This is a genomic window from Streptomyces sp. NBC_01476 (assembly GCF_036227265.1).
Classification (GTDB): Bacteria; Actinomycetota; Actinomycetes; order Streptomycetales; family Streptomycetaceae; genus Actinacidiphila.
The window spans coordinates 1,580,311-1,597,294 of sequence record NZ_CP109446.1; the positions used below are offsets into that span (position 1 = coordinate 1,580,311).

The 16,984-nt window shown below is 72.9% G+C and carries 17 protein-coding genes; 7 read left to right on the plus strand and 10 right to left on the minus strand.

The window, feature by feature from the left end:
• Window positions 1-9 precede the first annotated feature (9 nt).
• The 3 genes from OG552_RS06880 to OG552_RS06890 all read right to left on the minus strand — a co-directional run bounded on the left by OG552_RS06880 (window position 10) and on the right by OG552_RS06890 (window position 3,145).
• The gene (locus OG552_RS06880; RefSeq protein WP_329130306.1) at window positions 10-978 is read right to left on the minus strand and encodes a pirin family protein; all 969 of its coding nucleotides are present in this window, start codon (window positions 976-978) and stop codon (window positions 10-12) included.
• Between the two features lie 36 nt (window positions 979-1,014).
• Window positions 1,015-1,188, minus strand: coding sequence for a hypothetical protein (locus tag OG552_RS06885; RefSeq protein ID WP_329130308.1), 174 nt, complete (start codon window positions 1,186-1,188; stop codon window positions 1,015-1,017).
• Between the two features lie 70 nt (window positions 1,189-1,258).
• Entirely contained in the window at window positions 1,259-3,145 is a 1,887-nt protein-coding gene (locus OG552_RS06890; protein ID WP_329130310.1) for an acyclic terpene utilization AtuA family protein, read from the minus strand.
• A gap of 127 nt (window positions 3,146-3,272) precedes the next feature.
• Here OG552_RS06890 and OG552_RS06895 point away from each other — a divergent pair, with 127 nt between their 5' ends.
• From OG552_RS06895 to OG552_RS06905, 3 genes are all read left to right on the plus strand, one after another.
• Window positions 3,273-3,839: an NUDIX hydrolase gene (locus OG552_RS06895; RefSeq protein WP_329130312.1), complete on the plus strand. Its 567-nt coding sequence runs from the start codon at window positions 3,273-3,275 to the stop codon at window positions 3,837-3,839.
• A 196-nt stretch (window positions 3,840-4,035) separates the two neighbouring features.
• Window positions 4,036-4,452 carry a YidH family protein gene (locus OG552_RS06900; RefSeq protein ID WP_443070880.1) on the plus strand — a complete coding sequence of 139 codons (417 nt, stop codon included), beginning with the start codon at window positions 4,036-4,038 and terminating at the stop codon, window positions 4,450-4,452.
• Window positions 4,449-4,811: a DUF202 domain-containing protein gene (locus OG552_RS06905; RefSeq protein WP_329130314.1), complete on the plus strand. Its 363-nt coding sequence runs from the start codon at window positions 4,449-4,451 to the stop codon at window positions 4,809-4,811. Before OG552_RS06900 ends, OG552_RS06905 begins: the two co-directional genes overlap by 4 nt.
• Window positions 4,812-4,897: 86 nt before the next feature.
• Here the strand turns inward: OG552_RS06905 and OG552_RS06910 are convergent, their stop codons facing one another.
• Together OG552_RS06910 and OG552_RS06915 are read right to left on the minus strand one after the other, a co-directional pair.
• Complete coding sequence (locus tag OG552_RS06910) at window positions 4,898-5,803, minus strand: hypothetical protein (protein WP_329130315.1); 906 nt, start codon at window positions 5,801-5,803, stop codon at window positions 4,898-4,900.
• Window positions 5,804-5,886: 83 nt separating this feature from the next.
• On the minus strand, window positions 5,887-6,615 hold the full coding sequence (locus OG552_RS06915) for a FadR/GntR family transcriptional regulator (protein WP_329130316.1): 729 nt from the start codon (window positions 6,613-6,615) through the stop codon (window positions 5,887-5,889).
• A gap of 184 nt (window positions 6,616-6,799) precedes the next feature.
• Here OG552_RS06915 and OG552_RS06920 point away from each other — a divergent pair, with 184 nt between their 5' ends.
• Both OG552_RS06920 and OG552_RS06925 read left to right on the plus strand, forming a co-directional pair.
• Window positions 6,800-7,312: a gluconokinase gene (locus OG552_RS06920; protein ID WP_329130317.1), complete on the plus strand. Its 513-nt coding sequence runs from the start codon at window positions 6,800-6,802 to the stop codon at window positions 7,310-7,312.
• 61 nt (window positions 7,313-7,373) lie between these two features.
• On the plus strand, window positions 7,374-8,768 hold the full coding sequence (locus OG552_RS06925) for a GntP family permease (protein WP_329130319.1): 1,395 nt from the start codon (window positions 7,374-7,376) through the stop codon (window positions 8,766-8,768).
• Window positions 8,769-8,843: 75 nt separating this feature from the next.
• On the opposite strand, the gene OG552_RS06930 is transcribed toward OG552_RS06925, so the two are convergent.
• A complete protein-coding gene (locus tag OG552_RS06930; protein WP_329130320.1) occupies window positions 8,844-10,151 on the minus strand; it encodes a glucarate dehydratase family protein in 1,308 nt (435 codons plus the stop codon).
• A gap of 156 nt (window positions 10,152-10,307) precedes the next feature.
• On the opposite strand from OG552_RS06930, the gene OG552_RS06935 reads away from it, so the two are divergent.
• Both OG552_RS06935 and OG552_RS06940 read left to right on the plus strand, forming a co-directional pair.
• Window positions 10,308-11,450, plus strand: a complete 1,143-nt coding sequence (locus OG552_RS06935; protein WP_329130321.1) for a phosphotransferase family protein — start codon at window positions 10,308-10,310, stop codon at window positions 11,448-11,450.
• Window positions 11,451-11,483: 33 nt separating this feature from the next.
• Complete coding sequence (locus OG552_RS06940; RefSeq protein WP_329130323.1) at window positions 11,484-12,701, plus strand: acyl-CoA dehydrogenase family protein; 1,218 nt, start codon at window positions 11,484-11,486, stop codon at window positions 12,699-12,701.
• Between the two features lie 98 nt (window positions 12,702-12,799).
• Here OG552_RS06940 and OG552_RS06945 read toward each other — a convergent pair whose 3' ends face one another.
• The 4 genes from OG552_RS06945 to OG552_RS06960 all read right to left on the minus strand — a co-directional run bounded on the left by OG552_RS06945 (window position 12,800) and on the right by OG552_RS06960 (window position 16,939).
• The gene (locus OG552_RS06945) at window positions 12,800-13,780 is read right to left on the minus strand and encodes an NADPH:quinone oxidoreductase family protein (protein ID WP_329130324.1); all 981 of its coding nucleotides are present in this window, start codon (window positions 13,778-13,780) and stop codon (window positions 12,800-12,802) included.
• 18 nt (window positions 13,781-13,798) lie between these two features.
• The gene (locus OG552_RS06950) at window positions 13,799-14,407 is read right to left on the minus strand and encodes a TetR/AcrR family transcriptional regulator (RefSeq protein ID WP_329130325.1); all 609 of its coding nucleotides are present in this window, start codon (window positions 14,405-14,407) and stop codon (window positions 13,799-13,801) included.
• 79 nt (window positions 14,408-14,486) lie between these two features.
• The gene (locus tag OG552_RS06955) at window positions 14,487-16,142 is read right to left on the minus strand and encodes a class I adenylate-forming enzyme family protein (protein ID WP_329130327.1); all 1,656 of its coding nucleotides are present in this window, start codon (window positions 16,140-16,142) and stop codon (window positions 14,487-14,489) included.
• The gene (locus tag OG552_RS06960) at window positions 16,139-16,939 is read right to left on the minus strand and encodes an SDR family oxidoreductase (RefSeq protein WP_329140606.1); all 801 of its coding nucleotides are present in this window, start codon (window positions 16,937-16,939) and stop codon (window positions 16,139-16,141) included. The genes OG552_RS06955 and OG552_RS06960 overlap by 4 nt, the downstream gene beginning before the upstream one ends.
• Window positions 16,940-16,984 lie beyond the last annotated feature (45 nt).

Here is a 16,984-nt window from a genome sequence, read left to right on the forward strand (position 1 = left end):
AAGCACAGGTCAGCGCTCCCGGCCGCGCGGTTTCAGCGGAGTTGACGGGAGGGCCGGCGCCGTCAGACGCTCGCCGTTGTAGCCGTGGACCTCGCCGAAGCGATCGCCCTTGTGCCAGTCCTCACGGGCTCTTACGATGTCATCAGCAGATCGTCCCACGAAGTTCCACCACATGAGGATGCGCTCCTCGAAGGGTTCGCCGCCCAGCAGCATCAGGGAGCTGTCGACGTCGGCGCTGAGCGGGAGCGCGCTGCGGCCGCTGCCGAGGTAGAGCATGGAGTCGGGCGGCACCCGCACCCCGTCGACCTCCGCCTCGCCGGACATGGTGAGGACCGCGTACTCGAAGTCGGGCTGGACCGGGAGCCGCGCCGAGGTGCCGGCCGCGAGCGTGAGGTCGGCGCCGACCAGGGGCGAGTAGACCGTGCCGGGGGACCGCGCCCCGTCGAGTTCGCCGAGGATCACGGTGGCGTGCAGCCCGTGGCCGCCGGTGACCTCGGGCAATTGGGCGTGGTGTTCGAACGCCGGGGCGCGGTGCCGGTGGGCGTCGGGGAGGGCCACCCAGAGCTGCGCGCCGTGCAGATAGCGCGGGTGGTCGCGGGGGGACTCCTCGCTGTGCGCGATGGCCCGTCCGGAGGTCATCAGGCCCAGCTCACGCGGCCGTACCGTCTGCTTGCTGCCGAGGCTGTCGCGGTGCAGCACCTCGCCGTCGTGCAGCCAGCTCACCGTCTGCAGACCCATGTGCGGGTGCGGGGGCACCTGCATCCCCGGCTCGCGGGCGATGTCGTCGGGCCCGTACTGGTCGACGAAGCACCACGCGCCGACCATCCGGCGGCCGAGGTTCGGCAGCAGCCGCCGCACCCGGGTGCTCTCACCGAGCGTGACGGTACGGGCGGTGAGCAGGTCGCGGACCGGAGCGGCGGACACGTCCTGCCGGCCGCCGCACACCGTCGCCGCCGGTTTCAGATCGAGATTGCTCATGCACCGATCATGCCCCCGGGGCACGACCGGCGGGAGTCACATCGCCGGGTGGGTGCCGTGCACCAGGTCCCATGCCTGGCTGACGTACATTTCCCGGTCGCCCACGGCCAGCTCGGGGAAGTAGTCCTTGAGCCGGGTCACCACCTGCTGCTCCGACTCGTGACAGTCACGCAGCAGGAAGATCGCTTTGCGCAGAACATCGGCTTCCATGGGTCACGCCCCTTTAGAACCCCCGCGGGCCCTGCGCCCTCGGACGCCACCCATGATGACTCCGCGTATGTCACCGGATGGGCAACGGCGTGTTCTGGCTCTGCAAAAGATCTACCAGTTTTTCCGGAATGTCTGCCAGGCACCCGCGCAGCCGCTCTCCCAGCGCCTTGGCCTGCGGATCCGCGCCCGTCGAGGCCGCCACACCGTCGCCGAGCAGGCCGTGCACGACGAAGTTCAGCGCCCGAAGATTCGGCAGTTCGTACCGGCTGACCGGCAGTTTCGCGGTCTCCGGGAGCAGCGCCCGCAGCCGGGGCACGTCGAGGTGGTCGCGCAGCCAGGCGTAGGTCTCGTCGTCCCCCGTCCAGAGCCCGACGTTGGCGTCGCCGCCCTTGTCACCGGAACGGGCGCCGACCAGGAGGCCGAGCGGCAGCCGTACGGTGCGGCCGTGCCGGGTGCCGGCCACGGGCTCCGGCCGGTCGGGGCGGCCCGGCCCGGCCTCGGCGCCGGGCGGGAGGACCGGGGGCGGGGGTACGGCGTCGGCGCGGGGCGCTCCCGGGGCGGCGGGCGGTGCGGCGGGCTCCGCGGTGGCCGGCCGGGGCGCGGCCAGCCGGGTCCCGTCCGCCAGTACCGCGTACGCCGGTGCCTGTGCCGCGTCGAGCAGCGCCGGCCAGTAGACGCCGTACTCGGTGGCGCGGGCCGAGGCGTGCTCCAGGTAGAGCCCCGGATAGCCGGCCAGGGCGCTGCCCGCCACCGCGGAGAAGAAGCCGCGGCCGGCCTTCTCCCGGTCCGGGTCCTTGACCGTGAGGGTCAGCCGGTCGGTGGTGGTGCCGTGTTCGCGCCGCAGGTCGTAGGTGGCGAAGCCGGCCGGGCCGCCGGTCGCGTCCAGCAGGGTGGCTTCCGCGAAGTCGGCCTTGGCGTCGCGGTCCAGGCCGGTCAGCACGAAGGTCGCCGCATTGCGGTAGCCGCCGCGGTGGTTGAGGCACACCTTGAGGGTGGCCGGCGCGGGTTCGCCGGTGACAGGACCGACCGCGACCCGGTCGGGGCCCTGCTGACGGAGGGTCACGGTGTCGAAGCGGGCCACCACATCGGCGTTGAGGTAGGCCGGATGCCCGATCTCGTAGAGCAGTTGGGCGGTGACCGTGCCGACGCTGACCGCGCCACCGGTGCCCGCGTGCTTGGTGATGACGCTGGAACCGTCGGCGTGCATCTCGGCGATGGGGAAGCCGGGGTGCACCGGGTCGGGTATCTCGGTGAAGAAGGAGTAGTTGCCGCCGGTGGCCTGGGTGCCGCACTCGATGATGTGGCCGGCGGTGACCGCGCCGGCCAGCCGGTCCCAGTCGTCGGGCGCCCAGCCGAAGGCCCAGGCGGCGGGGCCGACGACCAGGGAGGCGTCGGTGACCCGGCCGCAGATCACCACGTCGGCGCCGGCCCGCAGCGCCTCGGCTATGCCCCAGCCGCCGAGATAGGCGTTGGCGGTGACGGGTTCGACGCCGGACCCGGCCAGCGAGCGGCCGGTGCCCAGATGGGCGAAGTCATGGCCGGCGGCCTGGAGTTCGGGGAGCCGGCCGAGCAGGTCGTCGCCTTCGACATGGGCGACGGACGGGTGCAGGCCGCCGGCCGCGGCGAGTTCGCGGAGTTTTCCGGCCAGCCCCGCCGGGTTGAGGCCGCCGGCGTTGACCACGATCTTGATGCCGCGGTCCAGGCAGGTGCCGAGCACGTCCCGCATCTGGGCAAGGAAGGAGACGGCGTAGCCGCCGTCGGGGTCGCGCTGCCGCGCCTTCCACAGCAGCAGCATGGTCAGTTCGGCGAGGTAGTCACCGGTGAGGACGTCGATCGGGCCGCCTTCGACCATCTCCCGGGCGGCGGAGAGCCGGTCGCCGTAGTAGCCGGAGCAGTTGGCGATCCGCAGCGGCTCCCGGCGTGTGGCCGGTCCGCCCGCGGTCGGGACATCGCTCACCGTACGCTCCCGTCACTTCTCTCACAGCTCACCGATCCGCACGATCATCCGACCGGGGTCGGCGGCGCGCAAGGCCCCCCGGGAACATGCCCGGGGCACAGCAGTGGACGGATGGTTGAATCGCCGTATGAGCGAGGAGCGGGACGCGGAACCGAAGCTGTCGGTCGACGAGATCATCGACATCGTGGACGAGGACGACCGGGTGGTCGGGCAGTCGCCCCGTGGAGAGGCGTACGCCAGGGGGCTGCGCCACCGCTGCGCGTTCATCCTGGTGCGCGACGCGGAGGACCGGATCTTCGTGCACCGCAGGACCGCCCGCAAGCTCGTCTTCCCTTCGCTGTACGACATGTTCGTCGGCGGCGTGGTCGGCGCGGGCGAGAGCTACGACGAGACGGCGCTGCGGGAGGCGGAGGAGGAGCTCGGCGTGAGCGGACTGCCGCAGCCCGAGCGGCTGTTCACCTTCCGCTACGACGACGGCCCGCGGTCGTGGTGGTCGGCCGTCTACCAGGTGCGGTGCGAGCTGCCGGTGTCGCCGCAGCCGGAGGAGGTGGCCTGGCACGCCTTCCTCACCGAGGACGAACTGACCGCCCGGCTCGCGGAGTGGGAGTTCGTACCGGACGGCCTGGAGGCGTACCGGCTGCTGCGGGAGCGGCGCGCCGGCAACGCCGGCTCAGGAGTACCCGGCCGGCAGTGACCCGGCGCCGGCGGCGCGCCCGGAGAGCACCGAGCGCCCGTCGCACCTTGTCCGCGACGGACAGCCGGCAGGGCTGCCCGGGAATCCAGGGGTCGGGCGGGGTCGGGCGGCGTGGTGGGAGTACCGGTGGCGGTGGTTCGGCAGGCAGGGGGGTGCCCGGGCCGCCGGGCCGGGCGGAGCTGGTTAGTGTGGTCACGTGAGCGATGCGGACGGCGGGCTGCGCGGGGTACGGGAGTCGGCACGGCTGTGGTTCGCGCCGGCCCGGATCCAGCGTGAGGGCACCACCCCGGACTACCGCTTCTCGCTCGCCAACGAACGCACCTTCCTGGCCTGGATCCGTACCGCCCTCGCCCTGATCGGCGGGGGTTTCGCCGTCGACCAGTTCCTCACCGACCACCTGACGCACTGGGTACGGGCCGTGCTGGCGCTGGCGCTGCTGGCCGGCGGCGTCGCCTGCACGCTGCGGGCCGTCAACCACTGGGTGCGGTGCGAGCGGGCCATGCGCCAGGGCACGGATCTCCCGGCGTCCCGCTTCCCCGCGGCCCTGGCGCTGCTGGTGACGGTGCTCGCGGTGGCGATGGTGGCCGTGGTGCTCTTCGGCTGGGCCGGATGAGCGGGGTGCCCCGGGAGCCTTCGCCGGCCGGCTCCCGGCGGGCCGGACCGGTGGAGACCGAGCGCGACCCGGGGCTGCAGCCCGAACGCACCCGGCTGGCCTGGCGCCGCACCACCTTGTCCTTCGCGGTGGCCGGGGTCCTCGCGGTACGCCAGGCGCTGCGCGCCGACGGAGACGCGCTCCGGACGGTCGCGGTGGCCCTCACCGCGCTGGCCTTCGTCGCCTTCCTCCTGCTCGCCCATCCGCGGATGCTCCGTCTGACGGCCGCCCGGCCGCCCGGAATGCCGGTCGGGACAGCGCTGTCGGCGGTGGCCTGCACGGTGGCACTCGCGGTCTTCGGCGCGGTTCTCCTCTTCTGAGCCGCTTCTGGCTTCCGCGCCGCCCCGACGTCCGGCCCACCCCCTGTGAGCCGGTCAGTCCCCCCGGCCGGCCGCGCCTCCCGGGCTCAGCGGGCCCGGCGCCGCAGGGCGCCCACCAGCGCCCGCACCTCGCGGTCCGCGAAGCCGGGTTCGGCCGCGACGGTCCTGACCAGACCGTCGCGCACGGTACGGGTCCGGCCGGCGGCCACCAGCGCCCGCGCCTCGGCGAGCGCTTCGGGCAGGGCGTTGTGGCGCCAGGGCTCGGCCGCGTGGTCGTCGAACCAGTGACCGGGCGGGAAGGACGGCTGCAGCTTGGGCTGCTCGTTGCCGTACCAAGTCCATATCCGCTCCGGCAGCGAGACGTTGACCACGTGCCCGGCGGGCAGCGTCCGTACCCAGCGGGCGGACTCCGGCGACTGCTGCCAGCGCCAGGTGTGCGGGCTGGTCCGGCCCTGGATCGTCACGCCGACATAGCGCAGCTTGCGGCGGATCACCGCCCACGGCTCCCGGCTCTCCGCTATCCAGCCGGCGAGCTCGCCGTGCAGCCGGTCGAAGGTGGTGCCACCGGAGACCACATCCACCACGGCGAGCGGCCGTCCCCGCCGGGCCAGGGCGTACGGGTCCAGGCCGGCGGCGGCCAGGTGCTCGCGGAAGCGGCGGCGCTGCGGCCCGGTCGGCCCGGACGCCCCGGTCGGCCCGGACTGCCGCAGTGACACCGGGAGCCGGCCCAGCCGGCCGGGCCAGCCGTCACCTTCCAGGGCGCCGGTCAGCAGGTCGTACATGGGGTCGAGCGAACGGCCGACGAAGCAGAGGTCGGCGGCCCGCGAGCGGGCCAGCACCCTGCCGGTGCACACGACGAGTTCGGGCAGGTGCCACAGCCGGGCCGGTCCCGTATCGTCGCCAAGCGCGCCGAGCCGGTCCGGCGCGGCGCCTGCGTACGAGGAGAGGGTCCACCGGAACGGCTGTGGCGGGGCGGGCGGAGGTGCGGTCACCCGGCCAGTGCAGCAGGGCGGGCCGGGCGGTTCAACGGAATATCGGCGCGGCGCGGGACGTGGTTCGGACGGGGGAATACGGGCTACGGGCTGCCGGCGGGCTCGGGCGCGAGGATGTCCAGTTCACGCAGCGCGCCCACGCAGATCTCCCGCATCAGCCGCTCGGCCGCGGCCGCGTCCCCTGAGCGGACCGCCTCCGCGACCCGGACGTGCAAGGTGACCGCCTCCGGGTCGGGGGCGGTGAACATCAGATGGTGCTCGGTGCGGCCGGTGAGCACCTCGGCCACCACATCGCCGAGCCGGGCGAACATCTCGTTGCCGGAGGCGGCAAGCACCACCCGGTGGAAGGCGATGTCGTGCACCAGGTACGCGGCCAGGTCGGCGGCCCGTCCGGCGGCGGCCATCTCGGCGGCGAGCACGGTGAGTTCACGGCACTGTGCGGGTGAGGCGGCACCGGCCGCGAGCCCGGCGGCCACCGGCTCCACCGCGGTGCGCAGGGTGGTGAGCGAGCGCAGCTGCCGGGGCCGGTCGGCGCCCGCCAGCCGCCAGCGGATCACCGCGGGGTCGAAGACGTTCCACTCCTCGGTCCTGCGTACGGTGACGCCGACCCGGCGGCGGGACTCCACCAGTTGCATGGCCTCCAGCACCCGGACCGCCTCGCGCACGACCGTGCGGGAGACGCCGTACCGCGACTCCAGTTCGTCGATCCGCAGCACGGTCCCGGGCGGGTGCGCGCCGGAGGCGATGGCCGGGCCGAGTTCGGCGAGCACACGGGAGTGCAGGCCACCGGTTTCGGCTGATTCCTGAGGCATGCCCCCAGCGTAGAGGTCGACCCTTTGTCTCCCCCGGCGGCACTCACGTATGACTTTTAGATCACACCATCTTGAATAAGTAGTACCTATTGGTGTTCAGTGGTCGGCGCATCCCCGGGTACACGCCCCGGCAACTCCCGTGGCACCACCCGACAACCCGCTTGCACAAGGAGGTACGAGCGCGATGGCCGACCCGTCCGCACGGCTGCCCGTGATCGTCGTGATGGGCGTCTCCGGTTCCGGCAAGTCCACGGTGGGCGGGCTGCTCGCGGAGCGGCTCGGCGTGCCCTACGCCGAGGCCGACGACTTCCACCCCCCGGCCAACATCGCGAAGATGTCGGCCGGCCACCCGCTGGACGACACCGACCGCGCGCCCTGGCTGGACGCCATCGCCGACTGGATCGTCGCCCGCGGCGACCGGGGCGGAGTGGTCAGCTGCTCGGCGCTGCGCCGCCGTTACCGCGACCGGCTGCGCCGGGACACCCCGCACCTCTTCTTCCTGCACCTGGACGGCTCCCACCGGTTGATCGCCGACCGGGTGGCCGCCCGGATGCAGCACTTCATGCCGTCCGGACTGCTGGAGTCCCAGTTCGCGACGCTGGAGCCGCTGCAGCCCGACGAGGCCGGCGCGGTGGTCTCCATCGACGGCGGGCCGCAGCAGATCACCGAACGCGCCCTGGCCGCCCTCCCCCACTAGGGCACTCACTGTCACCCGCCCCTGTCCGTCTCTGCCCGCCCCCTCCCCCCTGGAGCACACCGTGTCCGCACTCAGTGCCGAGCTGCTGGCCGCCGACCCGCCGCTGATAGCCGACGCCGGGAACACCCGGCTCGCGCTGGCCGCGCTGGCCGGCATCGCCGTCATCGTCCTGCTGATCACCCGCTGGAAGATGCACGCCTTCCTGGCCCTCACCATCGGCTCGGGGGTGCTCGGCACGGTCGCGGGCGCGCCGCTGGCCAAGACCATCACCAGCTACTCCACGGGCCTGGGTTCGACGGTGGCGAGCGTCGGTACCCTGATCGCGCTCGGCGCGATCCTCGGCAAACTGCTCGCCGACTCCGGCGGCGCCGACCAGATCGTCGACACGATCCTGGCCCGTACCAGCGAGAAGCGGCTGCCGTGGGCGATGGCCCTGATCGCCGGTCTGGTCGGGCTGCCGCTCTTCTTCGAGATCGGCCTGGTGATGCTGATCCCGGTGGTGCTGCTGGTCGCCAAGCGCAGCGGCCAGTCGGTGATCCGGCTCGGCATCCCGGCGCTGGCCGGTTTGTCGGTGATGCACGGTCTGGTCCCGCCGCACCCGGGGCCGCTGGCCGCGATCGGCGCGATCCACGCCGACATCGGCATCACCCTCGCGCTCGGCGTACTGGTGGCGCTGCCCACGCTGGCCATCGCCGGGCCGCTCTTCGGCCGGATCGCGGACCGCTGGGTCGATGTGGAGCCGCCCGAGCGGATGACGCCGGCCCGCGCCTCGGACGACCTGGAGCACCGGCCGAGCTTCGCGGCCACCGCCTGCACGATGCTGCTGCCGGTGGTGTTGATGCTCTCCAAGGCACTGGTCGACGTGACCGTGGACGACGAACACAGCCTCGTCTACCGGATCTTCGATGTGATCGGCACCCCGCTGGTGGCGCTGCTCGCCGCGGTCGTGGTGGCGATGTTCACCCTCGGGCGGGCCGCGGGGTTCACCAAGGAGCGGATCTCCTCGACGGTGGACGCCTCGCTCGGTCCGATCGCCGGCATCCTGCTGATCGTCGGTGCGGGCGGCGGCTTCAAGCAGACGCTGATCGACTGCGGGGTCGGGCAGATGATCCTCGACTGGTCGAAGGACTGGCACATCTCGGCGCTGCTGCTGGCCTGGCTGATCGCGGTGCTGATCCGGGTGGCGACGGGTTCCGCGACGGTGGCCATCATCTCGGCGGCCGGCCTGGTGGCTCCGCTGGCCGAGGGCATGTCCTCCACCCACACCGCGCTGCTGGTGCTCTCCGTCGGCGCCGGGTCGCTCTTCTTCTCGCACGTCAACGACGCCGGCTTCTGGCTGGTGAAGGAGTACTTCGGGATGGACGTCCCGCAGACGCTCAAGACGTGGTCGGTGATGGAGACGGTGATCTCGGTGGTGTCGCTGGGCTTTGTGATGCTGCTGTCGATCTGGTTGTAGCGCGCGGACGCGACGGCGGGGGTGGTCCGGACTCTTGTCACCACCCACGCCGTCGTCGTGGCGCCGGGGCGCCGGTCACCAGCGCGGCACCGCGGGCGTACGCCAGTCCGGATCGGCCTCGCGCATCGCGGCGGCGTCGTCGCGGTCGCGCAGGGTGCCGTCGTCGTCCAGCCAGCGCCGGTGCAGGGCGGCCAGCGCGTCCCGGTCGAGTTCGACACCGAGGCCGGGCCGGTCGCAGACGGTGAGCCGGCCGCCGGTGAAGACGTGCCGTTCGGTGATGACGTCCTCGGTCTGCCAGGGGTAGTGCGTGTCGCAGGCGTAGTCGAGGTTGGGCACGGTGGCCGCGACATGGGTCATGGCGGCCAGGCTGATGCCGAGGTGGGTGTTGGAGTGCATGGACAGCCCCACCCCGAAGGTGCGGCAGATGGCCGCGAGCTGCTGGGTGTTGCGCAGGCCGCCCCAGTAGTGGTGGTCGCAGAGCAGCACCTGGACCGCCTTGCGGGTGAACGCCTCCTCGATCTCCTGGAAGGTGGTCACGCACATGTTGGTGGCCAGCGGTACGCCGGTGGCGGCGGCGACCCGCGCCATGCCGTCGGTGCCGCCGGCCGGGTCCTCCAGATACTCCAGCACGTCGCCGAGTTCGCGGGCGACGGCCAGTGAGGTCTCCACCGACCAGGCGCCGTTGGGGTCGAGCCGCAGCGGCTGCCCGGGGAACGCCTCGGCCAGCGCCCGGATGGCGGCGATCTCCTCCTCGGGCGGGAAGACGCCGCCCTTGAGCTTGAAGGAGCCGAAACCGTACAGAGCGGCGAACCGGCGGGCCTGGGCGACCACACCTCCGGGGTCGAGGGCGGCGCCCCAGTCGTCGCTCTCGCCCCGGCCCTGGGGGTGGGCGGCGAGCCGGTAGAAGAGGTAGGCGCTGTAGTCGACGGTGTCGCGGACCTTGCCGCCGAGCAGGGCGTGCACCGGCAGGCCGAGCGCCTTGCCGAGCGCGTCCAGGCAGGCCACCTCGAAGCCGGAGATGACCGACAGCCGCAGCTTGTCGGCGGTCTGCACCCCGCGCAGGCCGCCGGCCGCCGTGGAGTCGGAGGTGCCGGCGGGCTCACCGCAGACCTGCTCGGCGAGGGTGAACAGGCCGTTCAGGTCGCTGGTCCGGTGGCCGGGGAGCGCCTTGGCCAGCGGCGCGGCGAGGTCGAGATAGCGCGTGTCCCCGTAGGTCTCGCCGACCCCGGTCGTACCGTCGGCGGTGACCACCTCGATGATGAGCCGGGGGGTGTACGGCTGGTGGAGGCCCTGGGTGTTGAGCAGCGGCGGGTCGGTGATGAGGATGGGGGTCAGCCGTACTTCGGCGACCGTGAGTGCCGGGGAATCGACCGCTGTCTGCATATGTGAATTACGTTCACCCATAAGACCTGACCTTAGGCGGAGCGGGGCGCGGCAGTCAATCGTCCCGCCCCGCCGCCCGGCCGGAGCTGGACGACATACCGACCAGTCGGTATGATACCTGCGCCGGCCATCCACCCGACGAGGAGACCCCAACGCATGAGCGGAACCGACAACCCCCCGGGCCTGGACCTCGGCCGGCTGCGGAGCCACCTCGACCGGGAGCTGCCCGGCCTGGTGACCGGCGACCTGCGGGCCGGGCTCGTGGAGGGCGGCCGGTCCAACCTCACCTACCGGGTCACCGACGGCGCCGGCACCTGGGTGGTGCGCCGGCCGCCGCTCGGCCATGTGCTGGCCACCGCGCACGACATGACCCGCGAGCACCGGGTGATCAGCGCGCTCGCCGGGACGCCGGTACCGGTGCCCGGCACGGTCCTGCTCTGCGAGGACCCGGAGGTGATCGGCGCTCCCTTCTACGTGATGGAGTTCGTGCCCGGCACCCCGTACCGCGACGAGCGGCAGCTGCGGGCGATCGGGCCGGAACGGACCAGGGCGGCCGTGCTCACCCTGGTCGACACGCTGGTCGACCTGCACGCGGTGGACCCCGCCGCGGTGGGTCTGGCCGGCTTCGGACGACCCGAGGGGTTCCTCGACCGACAGCTGCGGCGCTGGGGCAAGCAGCTCGACGCCTCCCGCAGCCGTGACCTGCCCGGGGTGGACGAACTCCACGCGGGGCTCGGAGCCGCGCTGCCCGCCTCCCCCGCGGCGTCCGTCGTGCACGGCGACTACCGGCTGGACAACGTCCTCATCGACGACACCGGGCGGCTGACCGCCGTACTGGACTGGGAGATGTCCACCCTCGGCGACCCGCTCACCGACCTCGGCCTGCTGGTGATGTACGGCGAGCTGCGGGCCGACGACAGCGCCGACGACAGCTCTGACGACAGCTCTGACGCCGCGGAAGCCGCCGGCGCACCCGGTGACACGGCCGGCGCCGGCGCCGGCACCGGCGTCAGCGCTGCCGCCGGCGCGGACGTCAGCGTGCCCGCGCCCACCATCGGCGGCGCGCCCGGCCACCCCGCCACCGGTGAGATCGTCGAGCGGTACGCACAGCGCTCCGGCCGCGACGTGTCGGCGATCGACTGGTACGTCGCCTTCGCCTACTTCAAGGTCGCCGTGATCCTCGAAGGCATCCACTACCGCTGGACGCTGGGCCAGACGCTCGGCGCCGGCTTCGACCGGATCGGCGGCCTCGTCCCCGGCTTCATCGACCGCGGTCTGCACACCCTCCGGCAGAGGTAAGTCCGGCCCACCACAAGCGAGGACTGAAACTCCATGGATTTCGCCCACGACACCCGAACCGAGGAACTCATCGCCCGGCTGGGCGCCTTCATCGACGAGCATGTGTATCCCGCCGAGGCCGAATTCACCCGGCAGCGCGAGGAGATCACCGGCGAGGACCGCTGGTCCGCGCCGCCGGTGGTCCAGCGGCTCAAGGCCGAGGCCAGGCGGCAGGGCCTGTGGAATCTCTTCCTGCCCGGCGAGCACGGCGCCGGGCTGACCAATCTGCAGTACGCGCCGCTGGCCGAACTCAGCGGCCGCAGCCCCTACTTGGTGCCGCCGGCGCTCAACTGCGCGGCGCCCGACACCGGCAATATGGAGGTGCTCGCCGAGTTCGGCACCCCCGAGCAGCGCAAGGAGTGGCTGGAGCCGCTGCTGGCCGGCGAGATCAGGTCCGCGTTCGCGATGACCGAGCCGGACGTGGCCTCCTCCGACGCGACCAACATCGAGACGCTGATCCGGCGCGACGGCGACTCCTACGTCATCAGCGGCCGCAAGTGGTTCATCTCCGGGGCGATGAACCCGGACTGCCGGATCCTCATCGTGATGGGCAAGACCGACCCGCTGGCCGAGCGGCACCGCCAGCAGAGCCAGATCCTGGTGCCGCGCGACACCCCCGGGGTCGAAGTACGGCGTGGCATGCGGGTGTTCGGCTTCGACGACGCGGACCACGGCGGCCACGCCGAAGTGGTCTTCCACGACGTCCGGGTGCCGGTGGAGAACATCATCGGCGAGGAGGGCGGCGGCTTCGCCATCGCCCAGGCCCGGCTCGGGCCCGGCCGGATCCACCACTGCATGCGGCTGATCGGTATGGCGGAGCGGGCACTTGAGCTGATGTGCCGCCGGGCCGCCTCCCGTACCGCCTTCGGCAAGCCGCTCGCCGCGCAGGGCGTGGTCCAGGAGTGGATCGCCGAAGCACGCGTCGAGATCGAGCAGTTGCGGCTGCTCGTGCTCAAGACGGCCTGGCTGATGGACACCGTCGGCAATCAGGGCGCGCACACCGAGATCCAGGCGATCAAGATCGCCACCCCGGCGACCGTGCAGCGGATCGTCGACCGCGCCATCCAGGCGCATGGTGCGGGCGGCGTCAGCCAGGACTTCCCCCTCGCCCACCTCTGGGCCGCGGCCCGCTCCCTGCGCCTGGCCGACGGCCCTGACGAGGTACACAAGCGCTCGCTGGCCCGCCGCGAACTGAGGAAGTACGCCTCGTGACACCGCACTGCGGGAAGCCGGGCAACGCGCCCGCCCGGTCCGAATCCGCGTGCTGAGCGGTCCGTCCCGCGCCCCCGGCGGCGCGGGACGGACCGGGGTCAGGGGACGATCACCAGACGGCCGACCGTACTGCCGTCGGCGACCCGCTGGACCGCGTCGGAGGCGGCGGCGAGCGGAAGCCGCTCGCTGACGAACGGCCTCACCACGCCCTCGGCGGCCAGCCGGGTGAGTTCGTCGTGCGCCTGGCGGACGGCGACCGGGTCGTGGGTGTTGTACAGGCCCCAGTGCAGGCCCAGGATCGCGTAGTTCTTGACCAGGGCGTGGTTGAGCCCGGGAGCCGGGACCGTGCCGCTGGTGAAGCCGACGATCACGATGCGGCCCTCGAACGCGACGCACTTCGTGGAGCGGGTGTACGCCTCGCCGCCCACCGGGTCGTAGACGACGTTCGCGCCGCGGCCGGCGGTGGCCTCCTTGACGACGGCCACGAAGTCCTCGCTCCTGCGGTCCACCACGATGTCCGCGCCGAGGTCCCGTGCCGCCTTCACCTTCTCCGGGCCGCCGACGACGCCGATCACCGTGGCGCCCGCGGCCTTGCCCAGCTGGACCGCGGCGCTGCCCACGCCGCCCGCGGCGGCGTGCACCAGCAGCGTCTCACCGGGCCGCAGCGCGGCCCTGCGGTGCAGCCCGAACCAGCCGGTCTGGTAGCCGATGTGCAGCGCGGCGGCCTCCGCGTCGTCCAGCGCCTCCGGCGCGGGCAGCACCCCGTCCGCGGTGACCAGCGCGTACTCCGCGAAGGCCCCGCCGGGCAGCAGCGCCGGGGAGATCACCCGGGCTCCGGGCTCCAGGGTGACCCCCTCGCCGAGCCCGACCACCTCACCGCACAGCTCGACGCCGGGGGTGAACGGCAGCGGTGGCTTGATCTGGTAGTCGCCGCGGCAGAGCATCGCGTCGGGGAAGTTGACGTTCGCGGCCAGCACCCGGACCAGCGCTTCGCCCGGGCCGGGTACGGGCGTCGGCACCTCGTCGAGGCGCATCGCCTCGCGCGGCTGCCCGGTCTCGTGCACGCGCCATGCCTTCACGTCGCAGCTCCCAGCGGGTCAGGGCTGCCGCACCGAGTGCAGCAGCAGGTCGGAGAATTCGGCGGCGACCGCGTCCGCGGGGAGCGGGCCGTCCGCGTGGTACCAGGTGCCGAGGTGGTGCACCGAGCCGAAGAAGAAGTCGACCACCAGGTCGGGGTGGAGGTCGGGCCGGAAGTACCCGTCGCGCTGCCCCTCCTCGATCAGGGCCCGGAACCGCTCGTGGTAGCGGCGGCGTTCGGCCCGTACCTCCTTCTGCTTCTCGGGGGCGAGCTGGTGCATCGAGCGGAAGAAGATCTTGGTGTCGTCCAGGTTCTGGATGCTGGTGACCACCACGTCGGCGGCGGCCTCGGCGAGCCGGTCGCGTACGTCGGTGGTGCGGGCCGCGATCACGTCGAGGCGTTCGGTCTGCAGCCGCAGCACCCGGCCGTAGATCTCGTGCAGCAGATCGTCCTTGGAGCCGAAGTAGTGGTAGAGCGCGCCCTTGGTGACCCCGGCGGCCTCCACGATCTCCTGGACCGAGGTGCGGTCGTAGCCGCGTTCGGCGAAGAGCCGGGTGGCCTCGGCGAGCAGCCGCTCGGGGACCGCGGCGCCGGTGCCCGTGCCGTCGTTGCTGGTGCTGCGTGCCATCGCGTGCCCTCTCTGCGTACCCACCCGGCCGGCCCTGTCCGCGTCCGGCGGGCGACCGGCGTTCCGACCGGTATGGACCCTATCCGGCCATGGTCTTCAGTTCGCGCCGCAGGATCTTCCCGGTCGCGGTCTTCGGCAGTTCGCGAAGGACGTCGACCTCCCGCGGGTACTTGTAGGCGGCCAGCCGTTCCTTGCAGTAGGCGATGAGCTCGGCGGGACCCGCGGCCGTGCCGGGCCGCAGGCTGACGTACGCCTTGACGCTCTCGCCGCGGTAGGCGTCGGGCACTCCGACCACCGCGGCCTCGCGGACCGCGGGGTGGGTGTAGAGGACGTCCTCGACCTCCCGCGGCCAGACCTTGAAGCCCGACGCGTTGATCATGTCCTTCTTGCGGTCGACGACGTAGAGCCAGCCGTCCTCGTCCATGAAGCCGATGTCGCCGGTGAGCAGTTCGCCGCCGGGGAGCGCCGCCGCCGACTCCTCCGGGCGGTTCCAGTAGCCGGGTACGACCATCGGCCCGCTGACGGCTATCTCGCCGGTTTCCCCGAAGGGCACCTCGGCGCCGGTGTCGTCGAGGATCCGGAGCATGGTGCCGGGCCCGGGGACTCCTACCGCGAGGGTGCCCGACGCCGGGTCGACCGGGGCCTCGGCGCCGGGCGGCACGCTGGCGCAGGGCGCGGTGCACTCGGTGAGGCCGTAGCCGTTGGCCAGGTAGAGGCCGCCGGACCGCGCCCGGAAGGACTCCACGACGGCGGGCGGCAGCGGGGCGCCGCCGGACGAGATCAGCCGGAAGGACGAGAAGTCCGCGGCGCTCGCGTCCGGCCGGGCCAGCAGCGCCATGAACGCGGTGGACGGACCGACGGTGTACGCCGGCCGGTGCTCGCGGAAGGCGTCGAGCACCACGCCGGGCTCGAAGCGGTAGGCGAGCACCAGGGTGTGGCCGGCGGCCAGGGCGGCGGACAGCTGGCAGACCATGCCGGTGATGTGGAAGAGCGGGGCGAGCGCGAAGACCACGGCGTCGGCGGGCAGCCCCTGGATCCGTACCTGCCGGTGGGCGTTGAAGGAGATGTTGCCGTGTGTGTTGACGGCGCCCTTGGGCTGCCCGCTGGTGCCGGAGGTGTAGCTGATCAGCGCGGTCTGCGCCGCCTGCGGCAGGGCGACGTCGGGACGCGGTCCGGCGGCGGCGCGGGCGGCGGCCAGCACGTCGGCCGCGTCGTCGGCGGGCTGCGGTGCGCCGCCGAGCACCCGGGGGTCGTTCCTGGTCTGCAGGTCGCGTTCGTTCGCGGTCAGCGCGATCCGTACCGGCGAGCCGGCGACGGTGGCACGGACGTACCCCTGCCAGGCGTGCTCGGAGCAGACGATCGCGGTGACCTGGGCGTCGGAGAGGATGTGCGCCAGCTCGCCCCGCTTGTACATCGGGTTGACCGGGACGACGGATCCGCCGGCCTTCCAGGCGGCCAGCAGGGCCACCACGAACTGCGGCACGTTCTGCAGCATGACTGCCAGCCGGTCGCCGGGCGCGAAGCCGCGGTCGGCGAGGTGGCGTGCGAGGCCGTCGGAGAGGGCGTCGAGTTCGCCGTAGCTCAGCGAGCCGTCGAAGTACGCCAGGGCCCGGTGGCCGGGATCGCGTTCGGCCGCGGCCAGGAAGCTGTGCAGCACCGACGGCGGGTGCTCGACGTCTTCCCGCTGCTCGGCGGTGAAGTGCTTGAGCCAGGGCCGGTCGGCGTAGCGCATCATGCCGGGTCCCCTCCCTGCCGGTGGCCGGCCGCCTCCCGCTGGAGGTGCTCGTAGCCGCGCTGGAGCTTGTTCATGCCGCCGAGCCAGCGCTCGGGTTCGGCGGCGCGGGCCGCGTAGAACCCGGCGACCTCCGGGTGCGGCAGGATCAGGAACCGCTCGGCGGCGATCCCGTCGAGCACCGCCTGCGCCACGTCCTCGGGTTCGATGGCGTTCGGCGCGAGCACCAGCTCCCCGGCGACGCCGGAGGAGCGGAGCATCTCGGTACGCACCCCCTGCGGGCAGACCGCGTGCACATGGATGCCGCGGTGCCGGTAGGTGAGCGACAGCCATTCGGCGAAGGCGAGGGCGCCGTGCTTGGTGACGGAGTACGGGGCCGCGCCGATCATGGTCAGCAGTCCGGCGGCCGAGACGGTGGAGACGAAGCGGCCCTCGCCGCGCTCCAGCCACTGCGGCAGCAGCGCCCGGGCGGCGCGGACGTGGCTCATCACATTGACGTCCCAGGCCAGCTCCCAGGCCGCGTCGTCGGCCTCGGGGCCGCCGCCGGTGCCGACGCCGGCGTTGGCGCAGAAGACGTCGATGCCGCCGCCGAGCGCGGTCCTGGCGGCGGGCACCACCGTGGAGGCGTCGCCGGGCACGGCCGCGCCGCCGATCTCGGCGGCGACCTTGCGGGCGGCGTCGGCGTCGAGGTCGTTGACGGCCACCCGGGCGCCCTCGGCGGCGAATCTGCGGGCGAGGGCGGTCCCGATGCCGCCACCCGCTCCGGTGACGACCACCCGGGCGTCGCGCAGCACTTCCACGACCACGACGTGTCTCCTTCGGCTCGGCGCTTCCTCTCGCATACT

Coding starts and splice junctions, on each gene's coding strand:
- OG552_RS06880 (WP_329130306.1), bottom strand. CDS start 978: ATGAGCAATCTCGATCTGAAACCGGCGGCGACGGTGTGCGGCGGCCGG.
- OG552_RS06885 (WP_329130308.1), bottom strand. CDS start 1,188: ATGGAAGCCGATGTTCTGCGCAAAGCGATCTTCCTGCTGCGTGACTGT.
- OG552_RS06895 (WP_329130312.1), top strand. CDS start 3,273: ATGAGCGAGGAGCGGGACGCGGAACCGAAGCTGTCGGTCGACGAGATC.
- OG552_RS06905 (WP_329130314.1), top strand. CDS start 4,449: ATGAGCGGGGTGCCCCGGGAGCCTTCGCCGGCCGGCTCCCGGCGGGCC.
- OG552_RS06915 (WP_329130316.1), bottom strand. CDS start 6,615: ATGCCTCAGGAATCAGCCGAAACCGGTGGCCTGCACTCCCGTGTGCTC.
- OG552_RS06920 (WP_329130317.1), top strand. CDS start 6,800: ATGGCCGACCCGTCCGCACGGCTGCCCGTGATCGTCGTGATGGGCGTC.
- OG552_RS06930 (WP_329130320.1), bottom strand. CDS start 10,151: ATGCAGACAGCGGTCGATTCCCCGGCACTCACGGTCGCCGAAGTACGG.
- OG552_RS06935 (WP_329130321.1), top strand. CDS start 10,308: ATGAGCGGAACCGACAACCCCCCGGGCCTGGACCTCGGCCGGCTGCGG.
- OG552_RS06940 (WP_329130323.1), top strand. CDS start 11,484: ATGGATTTCGCCCACGACACCCGAACCGAGGAACTCATCGCCCGGCTG.
- OG552_RS06950 (WP_329130325.1), bottom strand. CDS start 14,407: ATGGCACGCAGCACCAGCAACGACGGCACGGGCACCGGCGCCGCGGTC.
- OG552_RS06955 (WP_329130327.1), bottom strand. CDS start 16,142: ATGATGCGCTACGCCGACCGGCCCTGGCTCAAGCACTTCACCGCCGAG.